The sequence below is a fragment of the Bradyrhizobium sp. 87 genome, from assembly GCF_023073015.1.
Classification (GTDB): domain Bacteria; phylum Pseudomonadota; class Alphaproteobacteria; order Rhizobiales; family Xanthobacteraceae; genus Bradyrhizobium; species Bradyrhizobium canariense_D.
This window is the reverse complement of sequence record NZ_JADPIQ010000125.1, coordinates 62374-80406: the sequence shown is the minus strand read 5'-3', so window position 1 is coordinate 80406 and position 18033 is coordinate 62374. Positions and strand designations below refer to the sequence as shown.

The 18033-nt window shown below is 62.6% G+C and carries 4 protein-coding genes and 2 pseudogenes; 2 read left to right on the top strand and 4 right to left on the bottom strand.

Going from position 1 to position 18033, the window contains the following annotated elements:
• Positions 1-22 precede the first annotated feature (22 nt).
• Together dinB and IVB50_RS30725 are read left to right on the top strand one after the other, a co-directional pair.
• Positions 23-1097: pseudogene (gene dinB, locus IVB50_RS30730) on the top strand (DNA polymerase IV); the annotation flags it as partial.
• Positions 1098-1218: 121 nt separating this feature from the next.
• Entirely contained in the window at positions 1219-2133 is a 915-nt protein-coding gene (locus IVB50_RS30725) for an MBL fold metallo-hydrolase (protein WP_247299083.1), read from the top strand.
• 422 nt (positions 2134-2555) lie between these two features.
• Here the strand turns inward: IVB50_RS30725 and IVB50_RS30720 are convergent.
• The 4 genes and pseudogenes from IVB50_RS30720 to IVB50_RS30705 all read right to left on the bottom strand — a co-directional run bounded on the left by IVB50_RS30720 (position 2556) and on the right by IVB50_RS30705 (position 17731).
• Positions 2556-3571: pseudogene (locus IVB50_RS30720) on the bottom strand (IS110 family transposase).
• 100 nt (positions 3572-3671) lie between these two features.
• Positions 3672-8216, bottom strand: a complete 4545-nt coding sequence (locus IVB50_RS30715) for a hypothetical protein (RefSeq protein ID WP_247299081.1) — start codon at positions 8214-8216, stop codon at positions 3672-3674.
• A gap of 705 nt (positions 8217-8921) precedes the next feature.
• Complete coding sequence (locus IVB50_RS30710) at positions 8922-16232, bottom strand: hypothetical protein (protein WP_247299079.1); 7311 nt, start codon at positions 16230-16232, stop codon at positions 8922-8924.
• A 362-nt stretch (positions 16233-16594) separates the two neighbouring features.
• A complete protein-coding gene (locus tag IVB50_RS30705) occupies positions 16595-17731 on the bottom strand; it encodes a hypothetical protein (protein ID WP_247299077.1) in 1137 nt (378 codons plus the stop codon).
• Positions 17732-18033: the final 302 nt, after the last annotated feature.

Genomic DNA, 18033 nt, shown 5'->3' with positions numbered 1-18033 from the left:
GGCGAACGTCTATGATCTAGGGATGGTCCGGTCCGATTCAGAGCAAGGCGACTTGAAGGCGCCCCACCGCAAGATCATCCATATCGACATGGATGCGTTCTATGCGTCGGTGGGGATAATCCGGACCTGCGCGGAAAGCCGGTCGCTGTGGGCGGCTCGGCAGAGCGCGGTGTCGTGGCGGCCGCGAGCTACGAAGCCGCAAATTGGGGTTCGCTCTGCATGCCCTCGGTGACCGCGAAGCGTATGCCCCGACCTGATCTTCGTCAGGCCACGCTTCGAGGTCTACAAGGCGATCAGCCGGCAAATCCGCGAGATCTTCGCCGAGCACACAACGATCATCGAGCCTCTGTCGCTCGAGGAGGCCTACTGGACGTCACCGAAAATCTTCAAGACATCCCACTCGCCAGGGACATCGCATTGCGCATCCGCGAGAAGATCAAGGCGGAGACGGGCCTCAACGCCTCGGCCGGCATCTCCTATAACAAATTTCTGGCGAAGCTCGCTTCCGATCACCGTAAGCCCAATCGTCAGTTCGTCATCTTGCCTGAGATGGGGCCGCCCTTGTGGAGTCGCTTCCTGTAGGCAAATTCCACGGGATAGGTCCCCGCAACGAGCGCTAAGATGAACGCCCTGGGCATATTCACCGGTCTCGACATGCGCAACCAGACGCTGCAGTTCACGAACGCGAACTTCGGCAAGTCGGGCGCCTACTGGATTTCGCGCGGCGTCGACGAACGGCCTGTTCGAGCCAACCGCACCCGGAAATCCGTCGGCGCGGAGAATACGTTCTCGACCGACCTTACCGAAGCCGAGGCCATGATCGCCCAGCTTGAACCGCTGATCGACAAGGTCTGGCGACATTGCGAATCGGCCGACACGCGTGGCGAACGGTGACGCTCAAAGTGAAGTTTGCCGACTTCGAGATCATCACGCGCGGCCGATCCGCCTCTTCGGCTGTGGCCGACCGCGACGGCCTCGCCGAAGTGGCCATCGGCCTGCTGCAGGACAGCATGCCTTTTCCGAAGCCGGTTCGGCTTTTGGGGGTGTCACTGTCTTCCTTGCAAGTCGGAAATGGTGCGGAGCCGCAACTGGACCTGAAGCATCGAGGAAGTAAGTCAACTATAGTCAGTTGCCCGTTCGGTCCGATGCAACGTACACTACGAGCGAAGTGCCCTAACGAGAGCCGCCGCCTCGGCGGTGGCGCAATCGGAGGCGAAGATGTCCGAATGCATCAGAATGCTGGTTGCGTTGACCATGGCCGTGTCGACATTCAGCTTTACGAAGCCAGTGTGGTCCCAATCCAACAATGCCGCGGATTACGAGGTAAAGCAGGTCAAGGGTGGTGCGTACACCTTCCGGTACAAGGACCGACAGGCCATGTTCGTCATCACTAGCGGAGGTGTCATAGCGACGGATCCAATCAGCTATGGGGATGCGGGCATCGCGAGCCGGTACATCAGTGAAATCAGGAAAATCACCGCGGTGCCGATCAAGTACGTAGTCTACAGTCACAGCAGCCCGGACCGCGCCAGTGGAGGCGGAGAGTTCAAGGACGTCGAAGGCGCGATCTTCATAGCGCATGCGAACGCAAAGAAGAAGATTGATAGGCAGCCGGACGGGATCGTTCCGCCGGACGAAATGGTAGCGGAGGACACCCCCAGGGAGATCGAATTGGGCGGCGTGAAGGTCGTCGTGCGTTCCGTGGGTCGAAATTATTCTAATGACATGCTGGTCGTGTCGGTACCGCAGGAAAAGGTGCTGTTCGCCGTCGACTTCGTCCCCTTCCAGACCGTTCCCGATATGTCGCCCGGCTGGCTGCCGGGATGGGAAAAGTCTCTCGACACCCTGCACGACAGCCTAGACGGCTTGCCCGATTGGGACACGCTGGTGCCGGGCCGGCGCTACGGCAACAAGGATCGCGGTAAGAAGAGCGACGTCGAAGACCTCCAGAAATATCTGAAGGCCGTGTCGACTGAAGTTCAGAAAAGGGTCGACGAGTGCTGGGAATTTGCCGCGAAGGACATCAAGCTACCTGACTACGAAAAATGGGTGAACTACCAGAGCGGCCTGCCCAAGAATGTCGAGCGATATTGCTACTACTGGAGCACCTCGGCTGTTCGCAGGGGGCCGTGAGGCGCCGCTTCCGCATGTTTCCCGGCGTCTGGAAGCGATGGAAAGGACATCCCACTCTGATGTCCCCAGTCAAGCACACAACGCACGGATTCCCATCTCCACGAGGCTTATCGTGAAGTTCTTGCACCGATAGATCGTGCAGAGGAGAAGGCGGAACCCAAAGACGTCGGTGAACAGGCTCTGATGCGCGGGTTGGATACCGCATTTCCGTTTTTTCGTCTGGGGCTGTCCCTGGTCTAGCGTCGGGCGTCGATCGGATGATCGGCCACATAATGGGTTTCAGGATTTCCCCTGCCGTGGTCCCACCTTCACCTCTGCACGATTGATGTCTGCGACTACCCCTGATCCTGATTGCAATAAAGGGGGCTGTGGGCCGGTCGAGCGCACCTCACGACTCGAGCGGTCCACAGCCCGCAACGACGCTACGCCTGTCGAGGTGGCATGAGCTCGCGATTGATTGCCCAAATGAAGGCGGATAGCTCTCGGGCAATCGCCGTGACGATTACGGTTCGCCGCTTGCCCTTCCGCTCAAGTGAGCGGAAGCATCCGCACAATCTGGTTTGCGCTTTCCACGCCATCTCGCGCGCGCGTCTCGGTGCCGCCTCCACCTTTGGCTGCTTGTCTCGGCTCACGCGCGGCGGATATCGATAGCTCCAGGCCGCCTCCACAAGAATACGTCGCGCCCGCCCATTACCGGCTTTGGTGATGCCGCCTCGCCTGACTTTGTCGCCAGTCGAGTTTTCCGTGGGCACCAAACCCAGATAGCCCATCAGCTCGCGCGGATTTTGAAAGCGGGAGAGATCACCGATCTCGGCCAGCACCCCCACAGCCGCAATGAGATCAATCCCCCGCATCGCCTGCAGGGCCGCGACAACCTCGGCAAGCGACCACTCGGGTACTACCTCGCGGATGGCATCTTCCAAACGCTCCATCCGCTCACTTTCCTGGCGTATCCCCTCAAGTAGCTCTTCGAATGCGATGCGCTGCTCGCGATGCTCGAGCTTCTGCGACATCAGCCATGTCATGTGGGCTGGCCCCCACGTTGTCTTGCCCGGATAGATGCGTCCCAGCCGCAGCATCAATGACGAGATCTGTTGACGCTTGCCCTGGAGGTCCTTCTTCACTGCCTGACGGGCCCGCGAGAGATCGCGCATGGCCTCATGGCGCTCGTCCGGTACCCACACCGCGGTGAGCTCGCCCGCGCGCAACAGCTTGGCGAGGCTTACCCGCATCGCGCCGGTTCGTCTTCACTCGATCGCCGGCCTTCTTCGGAACGAGCGAGGGGGCCACCACCAGGCACTTTTCGGATCGCTGCCTCCGTGGCAGAAAACTCCCCGAGATATCGTACCTCGCCGCCACGGCCGCCATCGGCAATGGCTATTGCATTGCGCGATTTTGACGTATCGATTCCGACAAAGACCTCGGTATGATGACCCACGACTCGCCCTCCTTGTTTGAGGCTCTGCCCGGTCCATCCAGGCAACCCTCGTCGCAACATCGAGGGTGAGTCGCCTCATTTTATGGAGGGGACATACAGTCTAGGTCGAGGAAGCCAACTCCTTGTCCTCGGCACCGCTCGCGCCGCCCTTCGGCACAGTACCTGGAACGTGCGGGGCCAGGAACGGAATAGTGCACGCAAACATCGGTCCCCGCTCCGCGGTCAAGACCTCGCGGCCGGGGTGCTCCTCGTCCGTTCCGTCGGCGACCATCACCTCGAATTCCTCGAGGATGACGGCATAGCGCATCTCCGCATTCGTCCGGGGCAACATGATCTTCTGCATCCACGTCACCGTGTTTCCGTTGAGGTCTGGAACCAGCCGGCGGAAGTCGAGCGGCTTGCCAGCGACGATGACCGGTACGTAGTTGATTTCGTCTCCTTGATGCGGGATGCCGCTATCCGACACTGCGCGGCAGACGCGGATGCGAAGTCTCGGACGGTCGATGAAGTCCCGCTGCTCGGGTATCTCGTCGCCTTGACTTTGATGATAGCCGATGCCCTTCACGACGACCAGGATTGTGCGCTTGTCGATGAATTCGATCACCGCCTCGCGCCGGGGCGGTATCTGCGCCCACTCGGCGACCGGATACGACAATTCGAAGTCCTTAAGGGAATGCGGCTGATAGCGCGCGAGGCCGAGCCGGACAAAGGGAAAATAAGATTCGCCGGGCCTGATGGGCACGTCGCAGTACCAGGCATCACCGCGCTGGCGATCTAGCGTGGGCACGTAAGAGGCGATCGCGACCCTGACGCCCTCGTCGCCGCTGGCCCGACCCCTGCGAGCGCGCCGAGGATCGGGCGGATCGTTGGGACAACCTTTATCGATGTCGAGCTTGGGCGTGCCGCCAGGCAGGTCATTGTCACGATGAGGCAGGGAGAGCAGAAGATCTCCATCCTGGCGGTCGGCCGACTTGAACTGATCGGCCGGAATGAGATCGCTCAGATCACCGGACAGGTGAACGGGATCCGCCCCCCACCGAGTCAAGAATTCCTCCTTCGGATTTATGACATTCGGCGCATCGCGATCGAGCAGCGTGCAGCGGGCGACGTCGTCGGCGGTGCCGTCGCCGAACAGATTCGGTGGCCAGCAAATTACGCCCAGGCTCTCGCCTTCTCCCGAGCTATGCCAAGGCCTCTTGAGATAGATGCGAAGGTCGACCTCGCGGGTGACCACAATCCTGTCCTTGGAGCGGTCGGTGTCCCAGCGGAACACGGGAAGAATGCGATCGACTACCGGCGGAGCCGGCCGTGCCGTGGAAGGCACCCACAGTTCGAGGTCGTATTTGGAATCCGTTAGCTCGAAGTCTTCGGCTCGCGGATCGCCTCTCTTCGGCGACGCCGTCGGCGGCGGGTAGAATTCGGTGAAACGGGAGACGCCGTACAGCCGGAAGGTCAGCCGGCGCGCCTTCGTGTCGGGAAAATCGATCTTGAGCCCACGCAAGGCGCCCGCCTCGTCGCGCAGCAGGTCGAGATCCGAAAGGCCGCGTCCGTCGTCGCGGGAGAACTTCTCGACGGCGAAGACGGCAGGACCCCCGCGGGAGGGTTGATGATGGAAACCGTCGTCCTTCAGAACCACCGCATCCGGAAACTCGGTCCAGACCGCTTCGAACCGGACCTTTCCGGTCGAGGCGCGATGCACGCGCGCCGTCCCGACGAAAAAAGTCTGGCTGGCGCCGGCCTGGCTCTCGAAGCACAATTGTTGATTAGGATCCGTGACCGTATCGTGGATCTCCTCCTGGTCCGCCACGTAGTCCACCCAGCCGCCGCTTGGCTGTTCGCCAGTGCCGTCTGGAAGTCTCGGCGGGAGAACCCGCACGGGGACGAGAGCATTGACCCTCTTCCGCGTAACCGTTTGACCGTCCGGCCGCCGGCAGACCACATCCACTTTCGCGATCCGGGGAGCTTGCAGGGGTTTGCGGACCGGACGCACCACGCGCAGGCGGCGCTGGTCATTGACCGTAGGGGCGGGTCCCTGCAGCGCGCTCAACAAGCCGGCCATCAAGGAAGCCGCCTGTTTGTCGACTGAGTCATTCTTCTTCTTGGGATCCGAAAGCAAATCGATGACGGCCGCTACAGCGACGGCCGTTTCGGACTCATGACCAGCCGGCGCGGCGGGATCCATCCGCGCCTTGAGCAGGGGCGCCACTCTTGTCAGCACATCCCAGCCGTAGGCAATGGGCCCGTGGGCTTCGAGACACGTTGAGTTGCTGGTCGCGGACCACAGGAGCAAATCGAGGTCCGCCGCCTCACCGAGATAGATGCGAATCGTGGAGGGGTGCCTTCCGGTCGGGCTGACGACGTTGTGAAGCGGGTCGCCCTGCTTCGGCGTGAACGCGTGGAATTCCAGGGTGACCGGTCGGGCGTTTATTATCCCGTCGTCCTCGCTGGCGTAGAAATGCAGCGTTTCTACCTTGTCGAAGCCAGTGCCAGTTTCATGCTGCAGGACGCGCAGTCGGCATTCGCGTGCCAACGGGTCGGGATAGTATGGCATCGCGTCGCTCGAACTTCCCGTCCGCAGGACTTGTCCCGGATTGCTGTTGCTTGGCGTGCTCTTGCGCACGTTGGGGAATTCGCCGGAAGCCGGGTCGCGCGCATAACGGTTGAATGCGCCCGGAGGCCTTTGAAACTGCGTCCCATCGAATTCGCCGTGCGCTTCGGCGACGTCGAAGGTGGTTCGCGGAGGCACGACTTGGCGCTGACGTTGGGCGCTGGCCCCTCGCAGCACCGCGGTTTCGACGCGCTCCCCGCGCAATTCGCTCGGCTTCGTCGTGACAAGCGGATCGTCGGTCGCCAGCAGCAGTACCGGTGCGCCGGCACGCTCGCCACGCTTGAAAAGGAGACCACTGCCGCTCTGTCGCCCGCCGACCGCCGTCGTGCCGGGCTTTCCGTCACCGCCTTTGCGGCTATATTGATTTCCCGCCGCGCTATCTAGCGAGATGCCGCCTCCGTTGACGTATACGAGGCGCGCTCCCATCCAGTATCTGCGACAGAAGCGAAGCGGCGGCAGGCCAGCGCCCGGCGCCGTCTTCGGCAACGCGAACCCGAGATTCATCCCCAATTCGTCATAGCCGTCGACTTCCGTCACCGGGAAAAGCCGCTCGGCGGGATTTTGCCACACTCGCCGCGCCAACTCCTCCTCGCTCTCCATCTTACCGTGCTCATCTTTGCGCCGCTCGGCAATCGACGGTGGACGGTCACCGGTGCCGACCGCGAGGCTGCCGCCGGTCCAGACCGCGAGCGTCTCCTGAGCGCAGAACCGTTCGGTGCGGTCGGCATCCTTCACTACGCGGGTCAGCGGCTTCACGAAGCCATTCTCCCTATCCGCGTCAGCGCCCAGCCAGGCATCGTACTTCTTCGGTACGTCATTCAGATCGTACTGCACCAGCCGGTCCGTGATGCTGCGCCAGCGTTCCTTCGGAGGAACGCCGGGGTCGTCGCCGGCACATAGCCCGACGTCGATCCGGTACCCGACAACGAGATCCTCGGCGTAGAGGACCTTGGCCGTCGCCTGCCTCGTCACCGAGGCGTTCGCGATCTCTTCCACGATCTGTTTGGTGCGGTCGCGATCGATCAGCGCGATACCCCGCGTGCGCAGGTTCGGCAGCACGCCCCTTATGTCCTCGTCGAGCGCTCCCTTCTGCCGGGCCGTGGTCCGCGAATGCCCGGTGTTCTCCAGCGCCTGGACGGCCGCGTCGACGTCGAAGTCGATCAACGCGAAGCGAGGGTCACCGTCGCTGCCCGTCGCCGCGAGGTCGAGTACACCCTGTTGGTACGAAAGCCGCAATCCCTCGCCGTCGACGGTCTTGACGCCGACAAAATTCGCGAAGTCCGGCTGCGGGCAAGGACCGAAGAAATGCGGGATGCCGCTCTTCCGCACGAGCATGGTCGCCGTCCACACCCGCCGTGCGTCTGGCTGGCCGTCCCCAAAGTCGGCAAACATACAGAAGCGGTCGCCCAGCGTCCGCAGGGCGTCGTCGTCCATGATCTCGATGTCGATGATGAGGCCCAGGAACTTCGCCAGGGACGGGCGCATTAGAATTGCGAGGAACTTCCGGCGCGCAGCTTCGATCCGAGTCTGCTCGGTCGTTTGCGGGCCGACGACGCCTCCCTCAACGTCCGGCCGCCACGACGCGTGATAGGCGGCGACGGCACGGCGTAGCTCGTCCTCTGCGGAACGTGCCTCCTGCCGTTCTAGAGGGCTGAGCGTCGCATCTTGGGGTCTCGGGCCGAAGTATCCCCGCATCCACTGTGTGGGATCGATCGCCATCCGGCCGAAATGGACGTCTAGTCCGGCGTACGGAAATGCCGGCTTGTGCGGCGCGGCCGACACATTTATTTTGGCTCCGCCGCCGACCGCAAGACCGATCGACGTCGAAACGTCGAGAGCATGTTGCGCCGTACGCAGGTTGAAGGACAACTCCGCGGACAGATGAAGGTCGAGGGACCTTATGAAGTCCGGCGATACGTAGTTTTTCTTCGCCTCCGGCGCTTCCGGCAATCCCTTGTCTCCCAGCTTCGGTCGGCCGGCGGCCTCCAGCGCTTGTCCAATCGCCTTGACCTTTGCCCTGTTGTCGCTCGACGCCACGTTCCAGCGATAGTCGAGCTTTGCGCCCGTCACGAGGCGGTTCGTGTGCGTGTCAGGCGCGAATATTCCGAAGTTGTTGTTGAGTGCATCGAAGAAGCGAGGCGATATGATCGGACGAGCCGCATCCCAAGGCTCGCGCTTGCCATCGATGGGATGCGCACCTGCGACGGCGACCAGGCTGGCGACGAGTTGGGCGCCATAGAGCGCTTCTACGCCCCGCGCAAGCGGCGCGACCGGATAAGCGAACGGGTCTCCCACGACCGCCTTGGCCGCGCCCTTGTCCACCTTCATCAATTCGGTGTCGGACTTCGGCTCCTTAAGCGCTTCCTTTAAGGCGGTGAATTGCTTCTCGGCTCCGCAATGCGCTAGGAAGATGCGCCGCCAAAGGACGTTTGCGGCGTCGGCTCTCTGCTTGTTAAATTCCTGCGCCTGCGGACCGTCCTGAGCGCCCTGTTTGCCGTCCCTGGTGAGCCAGATCAGTTCCGTCGGTCTCTGGCTCGGCTGCTTTGCGGCGAACAACTTCAGCTTGGTCCGCAGTTCAAACAATTTCGCGGGCCAATTCTCGATATCAATCGGGGCGCCGCCAGCGATTCCGCGGAGATCGGGCACCAGCGCCAGACTGACGCGAAGCAGCCGCTTGCCGTCCTCGCTCCGCACGCCGTCGGGAACGACCCGCGCGATGATTTGCACTTCGTCCGCCATGCGCTACCCCCGCAACAACTCGAGATCGAAATTGCCGCGATAGTCCTTCCAGCGGCGCGTCTTGGGCGGCACCCGCTCGATGAGTTTGTAGTGCAACTCGTCCGGTTTGCAGCCGGCAGCGAGCAGCCGTTTTGTCTTGTCGGCGATGGCGAGAAGGTGGGCGGACGGCTGATTAGAACCGCCTTCACCGCCGGAAATGGCGTAGCTCGCGGTGAAGCCGTACGAGACTTCCGCGAATGCGACCTTGAACGTGAAGCGATAGGAAGAGGTCCCTCGTACCTGACCGGTAGGCTCGTGCTCGATGGCGACTTCGATGTTCACGCAGATGCTGAAGCAGGCGATGCTGCCCTCGCCGACGGCGTGGACGAATCCCTTGATGTACGCGCCGCCTCCCTGCGCCTGACGGAAGTAGATGCCCGCCATCACACGTCCGACGGCGTTCAGAATTCCGAAGTTGATACCGACGATCGCACCAAATTCGAACGCGCACTCGACCTCAACGAACTCGCGGCCGTTGGCGGTCAACGCGACGAACCCGCCGCCTCCATACGGCGGATAGGAGATGATCAGCGGCGCATCGGCCGAGGCCAGCGCGAAGCGAAAACGGGCGTCGCGGTCTTCGAACGGCAGCTTGCAGGAGACAGAAAAGCCGACATTGTAGAGGATCAGTCCGCCGAGGGGGACGATGTCCTCCGAGAATTCGAAGCCTGCCTCGATCCCGAGCGGAAAGATAGTCGGACGGACGTAAAATCCGCCGCTGCTGTACGAGAGAAAGTTCTGGAGAAGCTTCACGAACTGCAGCTTGGTGCCAATCTGCACGTCGTCCAGCGTGGCGCTGAAGTCGGGGCGGCCACCGTTGATCGACGAGAACGTCGCTTTCCTGAAGGTAAGCGTCAGATAGTTGTCTTGAGGCTTGCTGAGGATGTTGACGACGAACGGCTTGAGTCTACCCTCGACCACGGAACTGCGTGCGCCCGGATTGAGGACATCGATGCTGATCCGGCCCGTGAGGACTAGGTCGTCGTCGGAAGGTCGGTCTTTCATCTTGAAGACCGGAGGGACCTCCTGAACGTCGGTCTGCCAATCGTAGCTCACTTCGAACCGCGTCGGCACGAAGGCCAGCAACGCCTTCTTCAACTCGGCCTCGAGCAGTTCGCGCACGCGCGCGAGGTCGATTATTCCCGAGAGCTGGCCGTGCGCCAGGCTCTCCAACACGCGCGCGATCTCTCTGACGCTGCGCACGAGCGCCGGCTCCTGGCTCCCCCACCGCTTCCTGAGTTCGTCCGCCTTCTGAAACGCCTGCGCGCGCGTGTTAACGTCCTGCGCTTCAGTCTGGATCGCGATCAACTCGGCGCGCTCGTCCTCGATGGGTAGTGTATTGACGAGCGCATCGACGACCTCCCGGCTTATGATCAGGACCAGGAATTCGGCCGTGCGTCTGTGCTCGCGGCTTCCTTGGGAGGAATCGAAGATCTTCTTGATCTCCGCCAGCGCTGCGAGAGCGACGTCGTGCACGGCGATGACGGGCTTCGCCACGAGCTTGAGCATCGACGCCGCGACGCTCTCGAGGGCCGTTCGGGCCTTTTCGAAGGTCGGAGCGGCCTGTAGCACCAGCGCCGCCAATCCCCGGTCGTGCTGGGTCGCGTAGGTCAGGATCTCGCCGCCGAGCGCCGCGAGGTCGGGCGGAAACGGCTTCCGCCCGGCGACCCACTCGCCGATATCGACATCGCGCACCTTCGCCAGCCGATCGGAGAGCGCGCGGGCCGCTCCCATGAGGGCAATCTTCGCTTGGCCGATCTCCTCGGCGTGCCGCTTCAGAGTGGGATTCTTGCTCAGTTCACTGACGAGAAGATCCGCCTGCTTGAAAGGGTCGCCCCCGGCCGAGATCCCTCCGATGGAGGTGATCCCGAGCAGCAGTTCCGACACCGCACTGACGATCTCGCGGACGGCCGCTCTGGCCTCGTCGAGATCGCCCGCGAGAACGTTCGCCGCGACGGCCTTGCGCAGAAGCGAATTCCGCCCGGCCTCGCCCGAGGCCTCGTCGATGGCGTTGGCAACGAGCCGTACCTGCAGGACGATGTCCTGAATGGCCGCCACGGCATCCCGCCGGAGCGCCAGGATCCTGCCCGACAGCGCAAGGACCGCGGAGACCTTTTCCCCACACGAGCCCTTCAACGACTTCAATCGGTCGCGGAAGGTCTGCAGGTTGGTCACCACGGAAGCTACACGCTCATGCGCTTGGGCGAGCGCGGCGCGCGCTTCGTTGAACCGCGCGCGAACCGGTTGCGGCGTCTGCGCCGGCAGTTTTAGTCCGTCGAGTTGCTTGCCCACACGCTCGATCTGCTCGCCGAGACGGCCGCCGACCGATAGTGCCTTGTCCGAGACGGAAAGGCCGAAGGCGACCGCCTCGTCGCACCAGTTCAGAATCGATTTCGCGGCACCCGACGTTTCGGCGACGCGCGCCAGAGCCAAGGCCGCATCAAAGATCTTGGCGTTGACCGCGAGCAGTTTCGACGCGGCCTCCCGGGACGTGTCCCGCATGATCTCGGCAATATCCCGCGCCAAGTTCAGGGCCGCTGATTGCGCGCGCATCAGCGGCTCGCCGGCGATCTCGTACAGCAAGGCGTCGGCGAAGCGGCGGTAGACCTCCGCGGGATCGACGGCCAGAAAGTCGGGACAACTCGGCGTCGCGGACGGATCACCAAATAGTAGTTCGGAAAGCTTCGGATCGGCTTGCAGGAGCGATGCGCAGAACCCGTTGAGCTCGGTCGAGATCGCGTTCCTCAGATCGTCGACGATGCCGCGGAGTTCCTTCTCCGCGTTGTCGATCTTCAGCTTCGCGAGCTGGCGCAACGTCTCCCACTGCTTGATGGCGTCCGCGATGAACTCGCCGACGAGCGGCGGCATCGGATTGTCGCGGACCGACTCGGTTTCCGCGACTAGCGTTTTGCCCGCCGCCACGAGAGCGGAAGCGGCCGCGAACAGCACATTGATGTCCGAACCGCGGAGCGCATCGCGCGCTTCTCCCGCCTTCGTCAAAAGCACGTCGAAAGCAGCGCCCAGCCGGGGGTATAGGGTCTGCCAGGCGAAGTCTTTGCCGAAGCGCGTACGCGCGGCCCGGTCGATCTCGGCGAGTGCCTGGCCGATCAAGCCGCCACCGGCGCCGCCGTCTCCGCCGATCAGCGTCTCGACGACGTCGCCGATCACCTCCTTGGCCTTCTGCAGTTGCTCGCCGATCAGGCCGCCGCCACCAAACAGCGACTTCTCCTGCAGTTTGGGAACCTTCCGTTCCTTCGTGCCGTCGCCATCGGCGAAAGCAACGGTCTTCAACACTGCGGCGAGCGAGAAGATGCCGAGCAACTTCGGCAGCTTGTCCGCTCCTCCAAAAAACTCTTTTGGGTCGAATACACCTTCGGCGAACGACTTGTAGTCGCCGGCCGGAGGCAGTCCTTCGAGCCCGCCGACGGGCGCCGATCCAGCGTTGGCCGCCGAACGAACGAGCGCACGGCCCGGAGGCTGCGGTGCGGGACCGCGCCCCCCCACCGGTCCGAACTTCCGCGAGAGCGCCACCAACCGCGTGCTCGGCTTCGCGAATCCGCCGACGGCGTCGCCGCTGCCGGAAAGATCGAGTTGAATCGCGGGGCTCAGCACGTCCAGGAACAACTCGGACGGATTCTGATCCGGCGCGAATCCGTGGCGCACATAAAGTTCATTGAACGCCACGGTCATCGCGCCGGCTGGCCTGCCGACCAGTCGGTCTATGGTCTGTACCGTGACGTTCGCGCTGCGCATCACGGGGTAGTAGGGCGGCTGATCAGCGCCCTCCATGATGCCGTCCATACGGAACGATTCGACGAAGCGCGGCTCGTCGGGTTCGTCACGCTTCGGTTCGCGGCCTTTCTCGAACAGCCGAGTGATGAAGCGACCTGTCGCGCTCAATTCCCAGCTCTGCGTGTCGAAGTCCGTTTCGCCGTCCTTCTGGGAAGGCGCGTACCGGCGGCGCACGCTGCCGTGCCGCGCGCGCCGCCACGGCGACTGCGGAAGGGCTCGATAATATTTGACCAGTGCTTCGACGGTGTCCGGCACATGTGCCGCGACGTTATCGACGAACACCAGGCGGGCGCGAATCGGCTCCGCATCTTCGTCCTTGCGGAACTGAAATTCGAATTCCTGGTCATCGCCGCTGCCGGTCTTGGGCCAGAAGATCAGGCCCTCCGCAAGCTCCGTCGTATGATCCTTCTCAATCGCGAGCGCGATGCGGCCGTTCTTCCTGGCCTGTTCAAGATCCGGATCTTCGGGATCCACCAGGTCCGGCGTTCGCGTCGTCACCATCGTGATGGCATGCGCCGGCCAGAGCCGGCCGTCATAGGCCTGGCCGACAGCGGGAAAGCGCTTCTCGCGCTTCCCTATGACGATGAAGAGCCGCTGGATCAGATATGCGGTCGGCCGATTATTGACGGGATGCGGAAAAAAGCGACGCTCGCTGATCTTCAGCAGACTTGCCCGGTGGCCGATCGGAAAAAGAAACCCCTTGTAGGCGACGTCGACGAAGATATCGCGCCCGAGCACCGCACGATGACGCCAGCGCTCCAGGCGCAGGCTAGGTCGCCAATTGTCCTTCAGATCCGGATCACACTTCAGATCGGCATCGCACTTTAGCTGCGAGTCCTTCTCGTCGTAGACGATCGGGGAAGGGGGCTCCCACTGGCCCTCGCCGACGAAGGTGCCCCCCATCGCGGTGAGCAGCAGATCGGCCGATGCCAGCGGCTTCGGCACATACACGCCCTCGTCGGGGACGGAGCGCGGGTTCAAGGGGTCGCGCCGGTCCCAAAGACCGATGCGGTCGGGAAACGGCACCACGGTCCCGGCTGCGTCGGTGTCGTGCGGATTGATTCCCGGGTTGCCAGGCTTCAGCGCCTGGTCCTTGTCGAGAACGACTCGCCTGAGCGCGGGCAGGCCATAGACCGAACTCAGGGTAACCAATTCCCGCCTGTCGCTGCGACTGAGCGGCAGGGTCAGCGGTTTCGGCGGATTGCCGGGGCCTGTCGCCGGCTCGCGGGACTCGGGTCGGTTGTTCGGTTGCCGATCGGCCGGTGGGTTGCCGCGCAGAAAATCGAGCAGGATGTCGCGGGCCCAGATCGCCCGCACGCTGCTGCCGCCGCGGGATGGATCGATGCGAGCGTTCCACAAAGGTATGGGCTGGTCCGTCGCCCCCAACTCGTGCGGAGGCGTTATCCATCTGGCGTTCCGATCGGGCGACAGAATCAGGCGATACGGAAACTCGATGGCGGTCTCCTCGCCGAGAGGCGGGCGTATCGACTGAATGATCTTCGCGAGCGCTTCGCCGCGGTTGGTCGTTTGGTCTATTCCGACCAGCTTCATCTGCTCGACGAGCGGCGTATCGACCGGGAGGGCGCGCTCCGAAACCACCTGCGCAAGCTGCGACCATTCCGTCAGCGTCTTGACGGACAGTTCCTTCGGAACGGCGTCCTTGGCATCCTTGATCGCGAATACGAGTCGGGTCGGCCCGCTGAGACGCGCCCTGACTACAGGCTCGAACTTCTCATCGCCGTTCGGCGCGGCGCTCTTCTTTGCTCCCGGTTTCTTCAGCCGCTCGCGCTGCTCGATATCCACAGGATTCTTTCCCAATCCCAACTGGGTCTTTTTGGCGTGTTCGGCGACGTGCTGAGGGGGAAACTCGACGATGAGCTTGTGCGAGATGGCGTCGCGGTCTGAATCCCCGCCTCCATCCTTTGGCTCGAGGCGCCTGGGTACGAGTCGCGCATGGCCTTGGCGAACGTCGAGCGAGAAATTTCGGAACCCGAAGCTGAGGCTGAGAAGATCCCGGCTGCGCAAGATCTGCAGTCGGCTTTTCTCGAGCGGCGCGATGAAGACCGGTTGTTGGCCGCTCTTCGTGATCAACAGACCGCCGCTTTGCGCGGCAGCGAGTTCGCGCTTTTCCGCCTCGGGTACGGCAGCTTTCGCCGAGGGGCTCTCCGGCCGAATTGCCTGCACCGGCAATGGCGCGAACTCCGGGCCCCGTCTTGCGGCGACCCATGGATCTTCGTCGTAGTCGGGCTCCGGAGCGGCATTGCCGCCCACGGCGATGCTCAGCGGCACAGGTACGAAGTTGAACGCGCCGACGTCGGCTCCACGAACGGGCACGTGGGCCTCGTGCAATTCGGCCGCGACGGCAAACGGCGGCGCAACGCCGTCGCGGAAGACCGCGATGATTCCCTCATCGTCAGCAGCGGCGATCGACAAGATGAGATTACCTGCTTCGATCGAATGTGCCGCGCGGGCCACCCTGGCCGTCAGCAGACACTGGGACGCCCCGTCGCTTTGCGAATGCACCAGAGCGACCGGCGCGAAACGCAGCCCGACCAGGGTAGGCGTCGACGCGCCTCCCGAGAGCGACACTTCGGCTTCCCCGACGACCCCGAACACACGCACCACCTTGTGACGAGTGGTCTCGATGATTCCAATCTGCGCCTTCTTAATGCTGTCGAAATCGAGCGCGAATTGTTCGGAGCCTACCGTCCCGGGCTGGGCGGATGCGTGCTCGATCTTCGGGTTCAGAAGCTCGAACGTCGCGCCTCCATCTCCTAGGGCGTCGTCAAGGATATCCAGCACATCTTGCGCATGGCGTCGACCGAGACTGAGCTGCGCTTCCCGGGCCGAGACCGCGAATCCGTTCATAACTACGGAAACGACGGGCTCTTCGCCCTTCCATTGCAAGCGCCAATCGGGATGGAGCGTCAAGGTCGCATCGCATTGGCGGAAATCCGGCCGGACGAAGCCATTGCGGGGCCGGGGGCCGGTCGCGCCCGTCGTCCGCGCGACGGCAGGGTGCGAGCCCTGCAGCCATTCTTCGAACGGGACCTCGAAGGAGGCTTCGAGACATTCGAGCCGGAGCGTCAAGCCCCATCCTGAAGCGGTCATCCGAAGCCGGGCGGTGAAGTCCGTCGGCACTCCGATTTGGGCACTTCCGGATCGTTGCACCCGGATCCAGTGCTCGCCAGATCGCGCCCGGTAGCGGATGTCCGCATCTTGGCCGAACGCGCTGCGCAGCACGCTCCATGAGAGGTCCCCCAGGCGGACGACGACGCCTTCGGCGGTTTGCGAAACCTGCACGTCGGTCGGTGAACTGCGCCGCAGCAACAACCCCGCCGAGCCGGCGGCCGATCCGATCAGGACCTGGCGACGGGTAAGCGACGCTACTGGAAGGCGCAGCCTATTGTCCGCCGCGTCGCTGCGGCGGAAACGATCGAGCCAGGCAGCGGCTTCCGAAAAGCGGAATATCCCATGCTGCATGAGGTCAGCCTCTGAACCCTAGAAAGCTGACACGGCCTGCCGGGGATTGCAACCGTCGCGAGCGTGAGCTCTTGGCGATCGCCGATGGACTTTCTCCGACTTCGGCTATCTCGGAAGATCAGGTGGGCAATGAGCGAGCCGCCTCCGCGCGATCGTCTGCAAGGGCGCGTGCCGGGCGAATGAAGTTCGGGCGCTTTGCGCACTCAACGCCGCCTAAACGCGCTTTGGACCTGGACGTCACTTGAGCGTTCCATCCGGCCTCAAGGCCGCCACCTGTGAGAACGTCGGCGGCGCCGAATCTGATATCGTCGCTTCCGCAGTAGGCTCGATCTGAGCTTGACTACTTCGCGTCGCGACACGGGCTAAGGCTCGATGTAGTTCAGGTTGACAGTAGTCACGCTCGGCTCATTCGCCAACACGCGCGCCACCACATCCCACAACTCGGCTCCCTCGCGGATCGTCACATAGCAGCACGGCGCGTCGGCGGTTTCGATCGGACGGTCGTTCGGAAGAATGAAACCGTAACGCTCTCCCATCGAGACGATCTGCTCCCTCGTCGTTCCCGGTTCGACATGCAGTCCGAAACTGTTGGTCCGATAGCGGCCCTCGCGATGCCCACTCAGAATAGAGTAGAGGATGTCAATTCGGCGCGGGCTAAGACCTGACATCGGTTGCGCTCCGGCGGCGAGAAGTTCGTCGACCGCAGAGACGCCTTTGCTAAGTATTGCCGCCGTCGCTTGGACACGTTGGGAAGCCGCGCCCGAGCCCAACTGGTTGGCAAGATCACTGATCTTGAGCGAGGACAAATTCTGTCTCTCCATCGCAACGATCGAATTCGCGATCTCTACGGTCCACGTAAACCTCGAGCCGGAACCGTTACTGCCGAAAAGTGTCTTCGCCGCAGCGACGGCATTCTCAATGTGACTCTTCTGCGTTGCTGTCCATGAGCCCGAATACGAAACAGTTATGTTTATATTCTTAGAAGACCAGTCGAACGCGGCATCCTCAACTAATTTCTCTTGAGCGCCCATCCGTTGTCCGGTGACTCGGTTGGGTTGCATGACGCTCTCCGACTGGTCGTAGCCGTTGACCGTCCCCGCACCGGGATCGATATGGGTCCCCTGATTTGCCGGCGTCAGTTTAGCCAAGATCGTCCCGGTAGCACCTACCGCCTCCCGAAAATTGCGACTGCCATCTACATGCGTCTTGAACTTGTCGTAGGAGATCGAGAATCCAATGGCATGCAAAAGCTCGTGGTGAGCAGTATTGGTTGCGTCCCCGCTGGTCCAGACGGGCACGAAGAACCTAGTGGTCGCGCCGGTCGGTATCTTGTCACCGTTCTGCGCGAAGTTCGACGTCTCGGCGATCGTCTGCGCTTTAGCGACGTTCATCGATGCAATCGCCAGAGCCATGACGATCGCGCCCGACACGCTCCATTTCGTCTTCGGGCGGGCATTCGCACCGTCGGCCTGATCGGACGAAATCAGTTCGCGCTTCATGGACTGCTCCCGTATGGAAACCCGCAACCCGTCTGAAGGAAGTTGTAGGCTTATCTATCGCACGTTTCGATTGATGCATTCAAGGTAGAAGCGACGCGGCCTGGCGGCCGGCGTCCGCCAAGCCGAAGGCGGAGGAGGCTTCGAACGCAATGGGCAACACCGAGCGTAGTCGTTCTCGATCATTGAGTTCGAGGCCAACCGCGCCCGGGAGCGATTGGGCATCGCGTTATCGACCGAGCTTCGCGTGCGATCGGAAGAGTGGTGACGCGACGTCAGAGGTTAATGCCGATAGCAACGCTGCA

What these genes read in the sequence shown, in the direction of transcription:
- IVB50_RS30705 (WP_247299077.1), bottom strand. Translation starts at nt 17,731, where the DNA reads ATGAAGCGCGAACTGATTTCGTCCGATCAGGCCGACGGTGCGAATGCC.
- IVB50_RS30710 (WP_247299079.1), bottom strand. Translation starts at nt 16,232, where the DNA reads ATGCAGCATGGGATATTCCGCTTTTCGGAAGCCGCTGCCTGGCTCGAT.
- IVB50_RS30725 (WP_247299083.1), top strand. Translation starts at nt 1,219, where the DNA reads ATGTCCGAATGCATCAGAATGCTGGTTGCGTTGACCATGGCCGTGTCG.